Raw genomic sequence first — 12,323 nt, 5'->3', positions numbered from 1 at the left:
TCGCGTCCGGGCGCCGCGGCGGGTACATCCCCAGCAACTGCACGAACCCCCCCAGCGGGATCCACTTCAGCCCGTACTCGGTCGCCCCGCGCCGGGTCGACCACAGCGTCGGGCCGAAACCGACGAAGTAGCGCGGCACCTTCACCCCGAACAGCTTCGCCGGCACCATGTGGCCGATCTCGTGCAGGGCGATGGAGACCAGCAGCAACGCGAAGAACGCGAGGGCGAACACGATGGTGACGACCAGGGTCATCGGACGCCCCCCGCCAGCTCGGCGGCCCGCGCTCGGGCCCACGCGTCGGCGGCGAGGACGGCGTCGACGCTCAGCTCTGTGTCGGCGACGAAGCCCGACGCCAGGTGTTCTGCAACCACGGCCTCCACGGTATCCACGATCCCCAAGAAGCCCAGCGAGCCGGCGCAGAAGGCGTCCACGCACACCTCGTTGGCGGCGTTGAACACCGCCGGCGCCGTTCCGGCGGCCTTGCCGCAGCGGCGGGCCAGTTCGACCGCACCGAAGGCGTCGGAATCGAGCGGCTCGAAGTGCCAGTCCCGCGCGACGCCCCAGTCGTAGGCGGACGCCGCCCTCGCGACCCGCTCGGGCCACGCCAGGCCGAGGGCGATGGGCAGGCGCATGTCGGGCGGGCTCGCCTGGGCGATGGTCGACCCGTCGACGAACTCGACCATCGAGTGGACGTCGGAGGTGGGGTGAACCACGACGGTGATCGCGTCGTAGTCTACACCGTAGAGGAGGGCGGCTTCGATGAGTTCGAGCCCCTTGTTGACGAGCGTCGCGGAGTTGATCGTGATGACCCGGCCCATGGTCCAGGTCGGGTGTGCGAGCGCTTGGGCGGGCGTGACGTCGGCCAGCTCCGCGCGGCTGCGGCCGCGGAACGGCCCGCCGGAGGCCGTCAGGATCAGCCGTCGCACCTCGCTGCTGCGCCCGGCTCGCAGCGCCTGCGCGAACGCGGAGTGCTCCGAGTCGACGGCCACGAGTTGGCCGGGAGCGGCGGCGTCCGTGACGAGCCGGCCGCCGATGACGAGGGACTCCTTGTTGGCCAGGGCGAGCGTGGTGCCCGCGGCGAGCGCGGCGAGCGTGGGTGTGAGCCCCGCGGCACCCGTGATCGCGTTGAGCACCACGTCGCACTCCAGCGCCGCGGCGCGATCGTTGCCACCGCTCCCCCACACCGTCGGCCCGTCGGGGCCGAGCGTGGAGCGCAGGGCGTCGGCCGCGGCGTCCGTGCTGAGGGCGACGACGTCCGGCCCGAACTCGGCCACCTGCTCGGCGACCAGCGCGACGTTGGTCCCGGCGGTGAGCGCGCGGACGCGGAAGCGGCCGGGGTTGGCGCGGACGACGTCCAGGGCCTGGGTGCCGATGGAGCCGGTGCTGCCTAGGATCACGACGTCGCGCACGGGAGCTAGTCTCTCACCATGCGCGCCGAGATCGAGTCGCTGGCAGCCTTCGACGCCCACATCCGGGCGAACGGCACGCTGGCGGGCGCCATCGTCAAGGCGATGGACCTGCGCGGCCGCGGCGAGGTGCTGGGCCGCGTCGAGGTGCACAACTCGTTCTTCCTCGGCTGCCGGCTGAAGCACCGGGACGCCACCGCTTTGGCCGAGCGCGGCGCCACCGTGTTCCCCCGGCTGCCCCAGGTGCCGTTCGATGCCTACCGCCCGTCGCTCTACGCCGCCGAGGACCTCTACGCCGGCCTCGAGACCGACGGCTACGCCCACACGAAAGACGCCGTCGTGTACGCCTGGACGCTGCGCGAGCGATCGCGCCTCTTGGACGCGGGGGTCGCGCAGGCCCTCCACGACCACTTCATGACCGACGCTTTGAACGATCTCGTCCCCGACCCACGCGCCGCGATCGGCGTCATGGGCGGCCACACGGTCGGCCGCGGCACGCCCGAGTTCGCCGAGACCGCCCACCTCGGCCGGCGTCTCGCCGAGGCCGGCCATCTCGTCCTCACCGGGGGCGGCCCGGGCGCGATGGAGGCGGCCAACCTCGGCGCGTCCCTGCGCGGCTCGGCGGCCGATGTGGACGCCGCCTGTGCGCACCTCGCCGCGGTCCCGTCGTTCACGCCGGACGTGGGGGTCTGGGTCCGCGCGGCGTTCGAGGTGAAGCGCCGCTGGGACTGCAGTCGGCCCAACGTCGGCGTGCCCACGTGGTTCTACGGCCACGAGCCGCCCAACGTGTTCGGCACGGGCATCTCGAAGTACTTCGACAACGCGCTCCGCGAGGACATCCTGCTGCGGTTGTGCGGCGCCGGAGTCATCTACGTGCCCGGCCGGGCGGGCACGACGCAGGAGATCTTCCAGGCACTCACGCGCAACTACTACGCCAGCAGGTCCGACGCTGTGATGCCGATGATTCTCGTCGGCCGCGACTACTGGCAGCGGGAGCTGCCGGCGTGGCCGCTCGTGGCGGCGCTCGCCTCCGGGCGGCTCATGGAAGCCCACGTCCACCTGGTGGACTCGATGGACGAGGCCCTGGAGATCCTCGAGCCGGTCGCCGTGTCAGTCTGACGCCGCCGCCAACGGCAGGTGCGCGGCGAGCCGGCGCAGCCGCTGGTTGGTGCCCAGCAGGGCGTCGTAGAGCTCGTCGAAAACCGGCAGAAGGGCCTCGTAGACGGCCGCCTCGCGTGGGTTGGGCGCGACCACGTCAGCGACCGGAAGGAGGGCGGCGGCCACCTCGACGGACTCGACGAGGCCGAGGGCGTCCATGCCGAGCAGGGCCGCGCCGAACCCGGAGCCCTGCTGGCCCTCCAGCAGGGAGATGGGGCGTCCGAACGCGTTCGCCAGCGTGTGCTGCCACAAGGGGTGCTGCATGACGCCGCCGGTCGCGCGGATCTCGCCGATCTCGAGGCCGGCGGCCCGCATGGATCGGAGGACGAGGGCCAGTTGCAGGCAGACCCCCTCGACGGCCGCCCGTGCGAGGTGTTCGCGGCGGTGACTTCGGGTGAGCCCGACGTAGGCGCCCCGGGCGACGCTGCTCCAGTGCGGGGCACGCTCGCTGAGCAGGTAGGGCAGCATGAGCAGCCCGCCCGAGCCGGCGGGAACGGACGCCGCCAGATCGAGCAGGTCGGAGGCCGACACCTCCGGATCCTCGGCGATCTGCGCACGGACCCAGTCGAGGGTGACGCCGCCGTTGTTGATCGCGCCGCCGATGACCCAGCGGTCCTCGGTCAGCGCATAGCAGAAGACGCCGCCGCCCGGGTCGACCGCGGGGCGTTCCACCGCGACGCGGAGGGCGCCGCTCGTGCCGATCGAACACGCCGCGACGCCGGGACGCACCGCCCCGACCCCCAGGTTGGCGAGTGGGCCGTCGCCCGCGCCCGCCACCACCGGCGTTCCGGCGGGCAGACCGGTCGCGGCGGCGGCGTCCGGGGTGAGACCGCCGACCACGTGCCGGGTGGGGACGAGGTACGGAAGCTGACCGGGCCGCAGGCCGGCGAGGGCGAGGGCCTCGTCGTCCCAGGCGAGCCGATGGATGTCCATGAGCCCCGAGCCCGACGCGGACGAGTGCTCGGTGACCAGCTCGCCGGTGAGACGGTGAAGGATCCAGTCCTTGTGCCCGACCCAGTGGGCGACGCGGCGGCGCAGCTCGGGCTCCTGCTCGCGGAACCACATGAGCTTGGTGAGCGGCGACATGGGGTGGATCGGCGTCCCGGTGCGCCGGTGCAGGGCCAGCCCGCCGGCCGAGGCCCGCAGCCGCTCCGCCTGGGCGGCGGCTCGCGTGTCCGCCCACGTGACGACAGCGGTCAGGGGGGCCAGGGCGGCGTCCAACCCGAGGACGCTGTGCATCGCAGTCGAGAACGAGAGCCCCGCGACCCGCGCCGCACCCACCGCTTCCGCCACCTCGCGGACGGTGGCGAGCACGGCGTCCCAGATGAGATGCGGGTCCTGGACGGCATGGCCGGGATGCGGCTCCGCGAGCGGGTAACCGCGCGCGGCGGACGCCACCTCCTCGCCGGCCGCCGAGAAGGCGACGGCCTTGGTCGCGGTGGTGCCCAGGTCGACGCCGATGACGATGTCCGCGCTCACGGCCCCTCCCCTACCCGGCGGCCGGGTCGAGAAGGACGACGACCTTGCTCGACGCGCGGGAGTCGCGCGCGACTTCGAAGGCGGCGACCGCCTCATCCAGGGGATAGGTGTGGGTGATGACCGCCTCGATGCCCGGGTCGGCGGCGAGCAGCGCGACGGCGTCCTCGATCTCGTCGTGGAAACGGAAGGTGCCGCGCAGCGTCACCTCCTTCGAGATGTAGGGCGCCAGGTTGATGCCGCGCGGCTCGTTGGGCACCATGCCGACCTGCACGACGGTGCCCGCCCGCCGGACGGCGACCCCGGCGGCCGAGATCGCGGCAGGAGCGCCCGAGCATTCCAGGACGACGTCGAAGGCGTGCGCTGGCAGCTCGTCGACGCCCAGCTGGACCGTGCGGGCGGCGCCGAGGCGCGTGGCGAGCGCGAGCGGCTCGGCGAGCACGTCGGCGACAACCACCTCGGCGGCACCACGTGCCCGGGCGGCGACCAGAGCCAGCAGCCCGATCGGACCGGCTCCGGAGACGAGGACGCGGCGTCCGGCCACGTCACCCGCACGGTTCACCGCGTGCAGACCGACCGACAGCGGCTCGGCGAGAGCGGCCCGCTGAACGGGCAACTGCGCCGGCAGCGGCCGGATCATGTCGGCACGGACGACGAGCAGCTCGCTCATGGCCCCCTGGGTGTGGGGCCACGTGGAGGCACTGCCCAAGTAGGAGCCGCCGGGCCACAGGTGCGGCTCGTCCTCGATGCCCGGCTCGGGCGTGCCGAAGCGGGCCGGGTGCACCGTCACGGGTGTGCCGGGCGCGAACCGGCCCGACGCGTCGGACGCGATCGTGCCGGACAGCTCGTGGCCGGGCACCAGTGGCTCCCGGACGACGTACTCACCGTTGGCTCCCTCGAAGTAGTAGTGCAGATCGGAGCCGCAGATCCCCACGGCAGCGACGCGGACGAGGACCTCCCCAGGCCCCGGCTCGGGGTCGGGAACGGTCCTCACCTCAAGGCTTTCCTTGCTGTCGATGTACGCAGCGCGCATGGTCGATCCTCCCTCACACGACGGCGGTCATGCCGCCGTCGACGAAGATGTTCTGGCCGGAGACGAACGCGGAGGCGTCCGAGGCCAAGTAGATGAGCGTGCCCCACAGTTCCTCGAACCGCCCCCAGCGTTGGGCGGGCGTCCGGGCGGTGACCCAGGCGTTGAAGACCTCGTCCTCCACGAGAGCACGGTTCATCTCTGTGGCGAAGTAGCCGGGCGACAGGGCGTTCACCTGGATGTTGAAGCGGGCCAGGTCGGCCGCCATGCCCTGGGTGAGCAGCGCGACGCCGCCCTTGGACGCCGAGTACGGCGCGATGGTCTGCCGGGCCAGCCGTGCCTGCACCGACCCGATGTTGATGACCTTGCCGGAGCCGCGTTCCGCCATGCCGGGCGTGACGAATCGGGACACATAGAAGACGCCCGAGAGGTTGCTGGCGATGACCGCGTCCCAGTCGGCGACCGCGAACTCGGTGAACGGCGCGCGGCGCTGCACACCAGCGTTGTTGACGAGGATGTCGGGGACGCCGTGGGCGGTGACGAGCTCCGTCACGCCCTGTTCGACGGCACTGGCGTCCGTCACGTCGAACCGGGCAACGGCGGGCCGGACGCCGCCGGCGTCGCTCACTTGCGCCTGCGCCCCCGCAAGGGCGGCCTCGTCGCGCCCGTGCAGGATGACCCGCGCCCCGGCGGTGGCCAAGGCGGTGGCGAGGGAGAGCCCGAGGCCGCGGGAGGAGCCGGTGACGAGGGCGAGTTTGCCGGAGAGGTCGAAGAGATCCATGGCCGCTCCTAGAACATGAAGTAGATGGCGAGCACGATCACGAAGCCGATGACCGACTCGAGCGCCTGCTGGACGGTCCACGTCTTGAGGGTCGTCTTGACGTCCATGTCCATGAGGCGGCCGACGAGCCAGAAGCCGGAGTCGTTCACGTGGCTGGCGAACACCGAACCGGCCGCCGCCGCGAGCGTGATGGCCGCGAGGTCGACGGCGCCGAACCCGCCGGCGGTGACCGCCGGGGCGAGCAGGCCGGCCGTGGTCACGAGGGCGACGGTCGCCGAACCCTGAGCGACACGGAGCACCACGGCGATGACGTAGGCGGCGAAGATGACGGGCATGCCCCAGCCGTCGAGCGTGGCGGCGAGGGCGTCGCCGATGCCGGAGGCGCGCAGCACGCCGCCGAACATGCCGCCGGCGCCGGTGATGAGGATGACGGAGGCGACGGTGCCCAGCGTGCCGTCGACGAGCTTCTCCAGCGCGCTGCCGGTCTCGCCGCGGAACTTCCCGAGGACGAGGAGCGCGACGAGCGCGGTGATGAGGAGGGCGACGGGCGAGGTGCCGATGAGGGTGAGCGTCTTGACCCACTGGGCGTTCTTGTCCACGGTGCCGACCGACGCGAGTGCGCCGAGGCCGGTGTTCATGAAGATGAGCACGAGCGGCAGCAGGAGCACGAGGACGACGGTGCCGACCTGGGGCGGGTTCTGGGGCTGGTCGTCGTCCTTCGCGCCGAACAGCGCGGGCACCATGAGCGGCACGCGCTTGTTGATGAACTTGGCCCACAGGTAGCCCGACAGGTACCAGGTCGGGACGGCGACGACGATGCCGACGAGCAGAACGATGCCGAGGTTGGCGCCGAAGAACTCCGAGGCCGAGACCGGGCCGGGGTGCGGGGGCAGGAAGACGTGCATGACGGAGAACGCGGCCGCGCCGGTGATGCCGTAGAGCAGCAGGTTCTTGCCGCCCATGCGCCGGGCGACAGCGAAGATGATCGGCAGCATGACGACCAGGCCGGCGTCGAAGAAGATCGGGAAGCCGAGGATCAGCGAGGTGAGGCCGAGCGCGAACGCCGCCCTCTTCTCGCCGAAGATCGCGACCATCTTGTCGGCCACCACGCGCGCGCCGCCCGAGGACTCGACCAGCCGGCCGATGATGGCGCCCAGACCGATGAGGAGGGCGACCGAGCCGAGCGTGGAGCCGAAGCCGTTGACGAGCGTCGTGACGACCTTGTCCGTGGGGATGCCGGTCGCGATCGCCGTGAGCAGCGACACGATGATGAGGACGAGGAATGCGTGCAGCCTGACCTTGATGACGAGGAACAGGATGAGCGCGACGGCGGCCGCGGCGATCGCGAGCAGCGGCCCGGCGCCGAGGGTCTGCGTCCAGTCTTCCATGTGATTCTCCGTTGAACTCGATGGTGCCGGACGGGTGGTTGTCCGGGAGGATGACAGCAAAGGTACTACTTATCGGGAGAGTATGGTAGTACCAACGCCAACGAAGGGGTCCCCATGAGCGCAGGTGTGCACGGCGACCTGCTCCACGACCTGGGCAGACGGCTGGCCGCCGGCGACATCCCACCCGGCACCGTGTTCACCCTCGCCGATCTCGAGACCCAGTACGACGCCTCGCGCACGGCCGTCCGCGAAGCGGTGCGGGTGCTGGAGAGCATCAACATGCTGCAGTCCCGCCGGCGCGTCGGCATCACCGTGCTCCCCCGTGAGGAGTGGGACGCCTTCGACCCCCAGCTCATCACCTGGAACCTCGCCGGTCCCTTCCGCCAGCAGCAGCTCGAAGACCTCATGGAACTGCGCGTCGGGGTCGAACCCTTGGCTGCGCGGCTGGCGGCCCGACGGGCCACGCCCACGCAGCGCGCCGACCTGCTCCGCCAAGCCGAAACCCTCCTCCGGCTCGGCCGGCAGGGCCTCGGCGCCAGCCAGGAGTTCCTGGACGCCGATCTGGCGTTCCACGGCCAGCTGCTGGCGGCGTCCGGGAACGCCCACCTGCTGGCCCTGCGCACGCCCGTCCATGAGGTGCTGCGCGGTCGCGTCAACCTGGGGCTGGCACCGGCCGTTCCGGTGGAGGGCACGCTCGAGGACCACGTGCTGGTCGCGCAGGCGATCATCGCAGGCGACGGGGACGCCGCCGAGCGACACTCGCGCGCGCACATGCAGATCGTCTGGGGCGAAATCGCCCGGCCGACCCCCTGACCGACCAAGCGAAGGCTGCCCTCACGCAGGGTTATTCGCGCACCCGGATCCTGCCAAGCTGCGGTCACACACGTCCGAGGGAGAACCGGTATGCCTGCAACCTTCACCGACGCCGTCGACACCCGCGCCGACGTCCACGCCCTCGCTCGCTACGTCATCGCCCGCGTCAATGCGTTCGCCGACGGCGAAGACGTGGTGCTCGACTTCCTCACCCGCGACGCCGTCGGGGCGTTCTGCTCAGCGCTCGGAATCGATCGCAACTGGGCGATGCTGTCGATCGACGAGATCGCCCCGACGGACCCACCTACGGGGTCAACGCCGTTCCCGAGGCTGAGGGGTGAAGATCCTCGACGTCGTCAAGGGACTGTTGAGCAAGGGCTTGTTGGCGCCGACGAACAACGGCAAGCCCGCTGAGCTCGTCCTCAACGACTTCTTGCCCGGCACGCAGTTCCGCCACGCGAAGACCTATGGGCACAGCTGGGAGTGGAGCTACGCCCTCGCGGTGGAACTCGAACACGGACGCGACCGGGGCATGAACGTCACCATGAACCACCCGCTGCTCACCGGACTCGTCGTGCTCGCCCACCTCGCCGAAGACCGCCTCTACTACGCGCGGCTCATGGTGATGGAGTCCAAGGGTGAGCTGTTCAACGCCCAGTTGGAGCGCCAGCCGCACCCGGTGGTGCTCGACGCGCTGGCGCGGCTCGCCGCCGCCCGGCAGCGCCTCGACGAGCGCCTCGCCGAGAAGCTCGCCGACGCCTGAGGACGCCGCCGCGACGCTCAGCGCTCCTTGGCGGCCAGTTGGCCGCAGGCGCCGTCGATCTCCCGGCCCCGGGTGTCCCGGATAGTCGCGGCGATGCCGCGCGCGTTGAGGCGGCGCACGAACTCGGCCTCGTCGCCGCGACGGGACGCCGTCCACTTCGAGCCGGGCGTCGGGTTGAGCGGGATCGGGTTCACGTGCACCCAGTGCGCCCCTCGCCCCGCGCCCGTGAGGAGGTCCGCGAGGGCGTCAGCCCGCCACGCCTGGTCGTTGACGTCGCGGATGAGGGCGTACTCGATCGAGACACGACGCCCGGTCGTGCGGAAGTAGGCGTGCGCAGCCTCGACCACCTCCGCCAGCGGAAAGCGGGTGTTGATCGGCACGAGCGTGTCGCGCAACTCGTCATCGGGGGCGTGCAGGCTGACGGCGAGGGTGAGCGGAAGACCTTCGGTGGCCAACTGTTCGATCCGCGGCACGAGCCCCACCGTGGAGACCGTGATGCCGCGAGCCGACAGGCCGAGGTCGTCGACCATGCGGCGCACGGCTCCCATCACCGCCCGGTAGTTCGCCATGGGCTCCCCCATGCCCATGAACACGATGTTGGTGAGCCGCACGCGCGCCGAGGCCGCCACCACCTGCGCCACGATCTCGGCCGTCGACAGGTTGCGCTGCAGACCCCCTTGGCCGGTCGCACAGAACGGGCAGGCCATACCGCACCCCGCCTGGCTCGACACACACAGGGTGGCCCGGTGACGTCCGCTGCCCGAGGAGCGCTTGCCCGGCACGCCGTACTCCATGAGGACGCTCTCGACGAGCGCGCCGTCATGCAGGCGCCACAGGGTCTTGACGGTGGTGCCCTCGTCGGCCGTCTGCTCGCGCACCGGCGTCAGCAGCGGCGGAAAGAAGCGGGACGCGACGTCGCCGCGCAGGGACGCCGGCAGGTCGGTCCACGTGGTCGGGTCGGTGTTGGCGTGCCCGTAGTACTGCTTGTCGAACTGGGACGCCCGGAACGCCGGCAGGCCGGCGTCCGTCACCGCCGCGCGCCGCTCGTCAGGGGCGAGGTCGGCCCAGTGCCGCGGTGGCTTGCCGCGCCGCGGCGCGTCGAACTGCAGGGGCAGGACGCGGCCGGCGCGGGCGTGCGCGTCGAGCTCGTCGGAGCGGGCCCGTTCGGCGGCGGTCAGTCCATCGGTCACCGGACAAGGCTACCCACGCCGCCCCCGCGGCCGTGCGACCGCGCGGCGCTCAGGCGCCCGGAATGAGGAGGTACATGACCAGCCAGGCAGGCGCGGCGGCGACGAGCATTGAGTCGAGGCGATCCATGATGCCGCCGTGGCCGGGCAGGATCGAACTCATGTCCTTGATGCCCACGTCGCGCTTGATGGCGCTCTCAATGAGATCCCCCGCGGTCGCGAACACGACGATGACCAGACCCAGCACGGCGCCCACCCACCAAGGCGCGTGCAGCGTCGCCACCGTGAGGGCCACCCCCACCACCACGGCGAACAGGGCCGAACCGCCGAGCCCCTCCCACGTCTTCTTCGGGCTGAGCTTCGGAGCCAGCGGCGTCCGCCCGAACAGGACGCCGACCGCGTAGCCGCCGGTGTCGTTGGCCACCACGCACAACAGGAAGGTGATCATGCGGGCTGCCCCATGGCTGTCCGCCAGGATCAGGGCCGTGAACGAGCCCAGCAGGGCGACGTAACCGATGATGAAGACGCTCGCGGCGGCGTCCCGGACATAGTGCTCCTGCCCGCGGAACAGCCGGTAGATGAGCGCAGCCAGCACCGTGGCGCCGAGGAAACCCAACAGCACGGAGTGCCACGGCACCTGGATGCCGCCCACGCCGGTCGCGGCCGCGTACGTGCCGACCGTCATGGCGAACGTGCCCACCAGGATCGGCCGGATCGACGCCCGCATCCCCAGCCGGCGCAGCGCCACGTAGACCTCGACGGCACCGAGGCTGAGCATCACCGCCACGAGCAGGATGAAGCCCCAATGGAACCAAGCCAGCGTGACGACGAGGAGCCCGACGAGCGTCACGCCTACGGCGATCGCAGCCGGCAGGTCCCGCCCGGCCGATCGCTTCTTGGGGGCCGCCACCTGGTCGGCCGTCTCCCCCACCGGCTGTTCGGTCGTCATCAGACCTCGAGCAGCTCGGCTTCCTTGGCCTTCAGCAGCTCGTTGACCTGCTCCTCGTACTTCTTGGTCGTGGCGTCGAGCTGCTTCTCGGCGCGGACCGCGTCGTCCTCGCCGATCTCCTTGTCCTTGGCGAGCTTCTTGATCGCGTCGACCGCGTGGCGGCGGTTGCTGCGGATCGCGACCCGAGCCTCCTCGGCCTTGTGGCGGGCCAGCTTGATGTATTCCTTGCGACGCTCCTCGGTGAGCTGCGGCATGACGAGGCGGATGACGTTCCCGTCGTTGGCCGGGTTCACGCCGAGGTCGGAATCCCGGATGGCCTTCTCGATGCCGTGCATGGCGCCCCGGTCGAACGGGCTGATGAGGACGACGCGCGCCTCGGGCACCTGGAAGGTGGCGAGTTGCTGCAGCGGCGTCGGGGCGCCGTAGTAGTCCACCATCAGCTTGTTGAACATCGCCGGGTGGGCGCGGCCGGTCCGGATGGAGCCGAACTCCTCCTTGGCATGCTCGATGGTGGCCTTCATCTTGTGCTCGGCCGAGCTGGCGATGTCGGAGATCATCGGTTGGGTCCCTTCTGGTCGGGTCGCTTCGTGGTCAGGCGTGGACCGTCGTACCGATCTTCTCACCCGCGATGACGCGCGCGATGTTCCCGCGGACGCCGAGGTCGAAGAAGATCATCCGAAGGCCGTTGTCGCGGGCCAGGCTGATGGCCGTGGCGTCCGCGACCTTGAGGTTCTGGGCGAGGAAGTCGTCGTAGCTGAGGTCGTCGTAGCGGCGCGCGTCCGGGTTGGTGCGCGGGTCGGAGTCGTAGACGCCGTCGGTGCCGTTCTTGCTCATGAGCAGCACGTCGGCCTTGATCTCGAGGGCACGCTGGGCGGCGACCGTGTCCGTGGAGAAGAACGGCATGCCCGAGCCGGCGCCGAAGAGCACGACGCGGCCCTTGTCGAGGTGCCGGACGGCGCGGAGCGGAATGTACGGCTCGGCCACCTGACCCATCGTGATGGCCGTCTGGACGCGCGTCGGCACGCCGGCCTGCTCGAGGAAGTCCTGCAGGGCCAGACAGTTCATGACCGTGCCGAGCATGCCCATGTAGTCTGCGCGGCGACGCTCCATGCCACGCTGCTGCAGCTGGGCGCCGCGGAAGAAGTTGCCGCCGCCCGTCACGACCGCCACCTGGACGCCACCCGCCACGATCTCGGCGATCTCGCCGGCGATGCCCGCGATGATGTCGGGATCGACGCCCACGCTGCCACCCCCGAACGCCTCGCCGGACAGTTTCAGCAGGACGCGGTGGTACTGACTCGACATCGGCGGTTCCCCTCGCTCGTGGACGTGGTGAGGCTAGGACAAGCAGAAGTGGGGGGGGGGGGGGCG

At 71.1% G+C, this 12,323-nt stretch carries 14 protein-coding genes; 4 read left to right on the top strand and 10 right to left on the bottom strand.

All coding sequences use genetic code 11. The features are described 5' to 3' along the window. Window positions 1-253 (bottom strand): site-2 protease family protein (locus Q1K57_RS01755; RefSeq protein WP_300078308.1); only part of this gene is annotated, 253 nt, incomplete at its 3' end. Beyond that, complete coding sequence (gene dxr, locus Q1K57_RS01750; RefSeq protein ID WP_300078305.1) at window positions 250-1,410, bottom strand: 1-deoxy-D-xylulose-5-phosphate reductoisomerase; 1,161 nt, start codon at window positions 1,408-1,410, stop codon at window positions 250-252. The genes Q1K57_RS01755 and dxr, both read right to left, overlap by 4 nt. A gap of 18 nt (window positions 1,411-1,428) precedes the next feature. Between dxr and Q1K57_RS01745 the strand changes: the two genes are divergently transcribed. After that, entirely contained in the window at window positions 1,429-2,526 is a 1,098-nt protein-coding gene (locus Q1K57_RS01745) for an LOG family protein (RefSeq protein WP_300078301.1), read from the top strand. Here Q1K57_RS01745 and Q1K57_RS01740 read toward each other — a convergent pair. Genes Q1K57_RS01740 through Q1K57_RS01725 form a run of 4 tightly spaced genes read right to left on the bottom strand, consistent with a single transcriptional unit; the run spans window position 2,518 to window position 7,240 of the window. Beyond that, window positions 2,518-4,044, bottom strand: coding sequence for a gluconokinase (locus Q1K57_RS01740; RefSeq protein WP_300078298.1), 1,527 nt, complete (start codon window positions 4,042-4,044; stop codon window positions 2,518-2,520). The two genes, Q1K57_RS01745 and Q1K57_RS01740, sit on opposite strands and share 9 nt — an antisense overlap. A gap of 10 nt (window positions 4,045-4,054) precedes the next feature. Continuing rightward, complete coding sequence (locus Q1K57_RS01735) at window positions 4,055-5,074, bottom strand: L-idonate 5-dehydrogenase (RefSeq protein WP_300078295.1); 1,020 nt, start codon at window positions 5,072-5,074, stop codon at window positions 4,055-4,057. A 13-nt stretch (window positions 5,075-5,087) separates the two neighbouring features. Beyond that, entirely contained in the window at window positions 5,088-5,852 is a 765-nt protein-coding gene (locus tag Q1K57_RS01730; protein WP_300078292.1) for an SDR family oxidoreductase, read from the bottom strand. A gap of 8 nt (window positions 5,853-5,860) precedes the next feature. Further along, window positions 5,861-7,240, bottom strand: coding sequence for a GntP family permease (locus Q1K57_RS01725; RefSeq protein ID WP_300078289.1), 1,380 nt, complete (start codon window positions 7,238-7,240; stop codon window positions 5,861-5,863). Window positions 7,241-7,354: 114 nt separating this feature from the next. Here Q1K57_RS01725 and Q1K57_RS01720 point away from each other — a divergent pair, with 114 nt between their 5' ends. The 3 genes from Q1K57_RS01720 (at window position 7,355) to Q1K57_RS01710 (ending at window position 8,816) form a co-directional block, all read left to right on the top strand. Then, window positions 7,355-8,053 (top strand): FCD domain-containing protein, encoded by a 699-nt coding sequence (locus Q1K57_RS01720; RefSeq protein WP_300078286.1) that lies wholly within the window; start codon window positions 7,355-7,357, stop codon window positions 8,051-8,053. 90 nt (window positions 8,054-8,143) lie between these two features. Continuing rightward, window positions 8,144-8,467 (top strand): hypothetical protein, encoded by a 324-nt coding sequence (locus Q1K57_RS01715; RefSeq protein WP_300078283.1) that lies wholly within the window; start codon window positions 8,144-8,146, stop codon window positions 8,465-8,467. After that, a complete protein-coding gene (locus Q1K57_RS01710; RefSeq protein WP_300078280.1) occupies window positions 8,391-8,816 on the top strand; it encodes a DUF5661 family protein in 426 nt (141 codons plus the stop codon). The genes Q1K57_RS01715 and Q1K57_RS01710 overlap by 77 nt, the downstream gene beginning before the upstream one ends. A 17-nt stretch (window positions 8,817-8,833) precedes the next feature. On the opposite strand, the gene rlmN is transcribed toward Q1K57_RS01710, so the two are convergent. The 4 genes from rlmN to pyrH form a co-directional block, all read right to left on the bottom strand. Further along, window positions 8,834-9,931 (bottom strand): 23S rRNA (adenine(2503)-C(2))-methyltransferase RlmN, encoded by a 1,098-nt coding sequence (rlmN, locus tag Q1K57_RS01705; RefSeq protein ID WP_300078314.1) that lies wholly within the window; start codon window positions 9,929-9,931, stop codon window positions 8,834-8,836. Between the two features lie 124 nt (window positions 9,932-10,055). Beyond that, window positions 10,056-10,952, bottom strand: a complete 897-nt coding sequence (locus Q1K57_RS01700) for a phosphatidate cytidylyltransferase (protein ID WP_300078277.1) — start codon at window positions 10,950-10,952, stop codon at window positions 10,056-10,058. Then, window positions 10,952-11,506 carry a ribosome recycling factor gene (frr, locus tag Q1K57_RS01695; protein ID WP_300078311.1) on the bottom strand — a complete coding sequence of 185 codons (555 nt, stop codon included), beginning with the start codon at window positions 11,504-11,506 and terminating at the stop codon, window positions 10,952-10,954. Before frr ends, Q1K57_RS01700 begins: the two co-directional genes overlap by 1 nt. 37 nt (window positions 11,507-11,543) lie before the next feature. Next, the gene (pyrH, locus tag Q1K57_RS01690) at window positions 11,544-12,257 is read right to left on the bottom strand and encodes a UMP kinase (protein ID WP_300078273.1); all 714 of its coding nucleotides are present in this window, start codon (window positions 12,255-12,257) and stop codon (window positions 11,544-11,546) included. Between the last annotated feature and the right edge of the window lie 66 nt (window positions 12,258-12,323).

This window comes from Propioniciclava sp. (genome assembly GCF_029977985.1).
In the GTDB taxonomy this organism is placed as follows: Bacteria; Actinomycetota; Actinomycetes; order Propionibacteriales; family Propionibacteriaceae; genus Propioniciclava.
This window is presented reverse-complemented; position numbering and strand designations above follow the sequence as displayed.

Coding starts and splice junctions, on each gene's coding strand:
- Q1K57_RS01745 (WP_300078301.1), top strand. CDS start 1,429: ATGCGCGCCGAGATCGAGTCGCTGGCAGCCTTCGACGCCCACATCCGG.
- Q1K57_RS01735 (WP_300078295.1), bottom strand. CDS start 5,074: ATGCGCGCTGCGTACATCGACAGCAAGGAAAGCCTTGAGGTGAGGACC.
- Q1K57_RS01730 (WP_300078292.1), bottom strand. CDS start 5,852: ATGGATCTCTTCGACCTCTCCGGCAAACTCGCCCTCGTCACCGGCTCC.
- Q1K57_RS01725 (WP_300078289.1), bottom strand. CDS start 7,240: ATGGAAGACTGGACGCAGACCCTCGGCGCCGGGCCGCTGCTCGCGATC.
- Q1K57_RS01720 (WP_300078286.1), top strand. CDS start 7,355: ATGAGCGCAGGTGTGCACGGCGACCTGCTCCACGACCTGGGCAGACGG.
- Q1K57_RS01715 (WP_300078283.1), top strand. CDS start 8,144: ATGCCTGCAACCTTCACCGACGCCGTCGACACCCGCGCCGACGTCCAC.
- Q1K57_RS01700 (WP_300078277.1), bottom strand. CDS start 10,952: ATGACGACCGAACAGCCGGTGGGGGAGACGGCCGACCAGGTGGCGGCC.
- pyrH (WP_300078273.1), bottom strand. CDS start 12,257: ATGTCGAGTCAGTACCACCGCGTCCTGCTGAAACTGTCCGGCGAGGCG.